The organism is Methylibium sp. T29 (assembly GCF_000576205.1).
In the GTDB taxonomy this organism is placed as follows: domain Bacteria; phylum Pseudomonadota; class Gammaproteobacteria; order Burkholderiales; family Burkholderiaceae_C; genus Methylibium; species Methylibium petroleiphilum.
In genome coordinates, this window is the sequence record NZ_AZND01000514.1 from 1 (window position 1) to 1,186 (window position 1,186).

1 protein-coding gene is annotated in these 1,186 nt (G+C 65.6%); it reads right to left on the reverse strand.

The genetic code is table 11. From position 1 onward, the window contains the following. Window positions 1-31 precede the first annotated feature (31 nt). A complete protein-coding gene (locus x551_RS22490) occupies window positions 32-1,114 on the reverse strand; it encodes an IS630 family transposase (RefSeq protein ID WP_036236728.1) in 1,083 nt (360 codons plus the stop codon). Window positions 1,115-1,186 lie beyond the last annotated feature (72 nt).

Genomic DNA, 1,186 nt, shown 5'->3' on the forward strand with positions numbered 1-1,186 from the left:
CCCTAGTGTGGTGCGCCACTCTGTTCTGTACTTATGCCGCGACGGTCGCCAAGGCGGCCTTGGCCCGGGTGACCTTGGCCAGGATGTCGGTGGCGCTGGCTGTCCAGATGAACGGCTTGGGGTCGATGTTGTGATGCGCCACGTACAGATCTATGGCCAGCTCCAATTCGGCAACGCTGGCGAAACTGTCGCGCCGGATGCGCTTGTCGGTGATGTCGCGGAAGAAGCGCTCGACCATGTTCAGCCACGAGGCGCTGGTCGGCGTGAAGTGCATGACGAAGCGCGGATGACGCGCCAGCCACTTCTGCACCTCGGGGTGGCTGTGGGTGGCGTAGTTGTCCACGATCAGGTGAAGGCCCAGGTGCTTGGGCGTGCGGCGGTCGATCAGCCGCAGGAACTTCAACCACTCGGTGTGCCGGTGGCGCGGCTGGCACATCGAGATCACCTTGCCGTCCACCGTGTTGAGCGCTGCAAACAGCGTGGTGGTGCCGTGGCGCTTGTAGTCGTGCGTCATGGTGCCAGCACGCCCGCGCTTCATCGGTAGACCCGGCTGCGTACGGTTGAGCGCCTGGATCTGGCTCTTCTCGTCGCAGCTGAGCACCAGGGCGTGCTCGGGCGGGTTCATGTACAGGCCGACCACGTCGAGCAACTTGTCCTCGAACCGCGGATCACGCGAGAGCTTGAACGTGCGGCTCAGGTGCGGCCTCAGGCCGTTGCTCTGCCAGACCCGACGCACGGTGGTCGCTCCCACACCCAGGTGCGCGGCCAGCGTGCGGGTGCTCCAGTGCGTGGCGTCGACCGGCTTGTCGTGCAGCGTGGCCTGCACGATGCGCGACTCCATCTCGGCGGTGATCGTGGCCGGCCGGCCGCTGCGCGGGGCGTCCTTGCGCAGTGCGTCGATGCCGCCGCTGAGGAAGCGCTCGCGCCACAGGGCGACCTGGCGACGATCCAGTCCCACCTCGACGGCGATGTCCTTGTTCTGCAATCCCTGGGCGGCCAGCAGCACGACCAGCGCCCGTTGTTGCAGCCGAGCCTCCACCGTGCGGCGTTTGGCCAGCCCACGAAGCTCCCGCTCCGTGTCCGCATCCAGTTCAATCGTCTTGGCAACCCGCACCGTTCCAGCCTCCTGGAACGTCTGAGTATGCCGGCGCCATTAAGTTCTATAAATTCTCGCGCACTACACTAG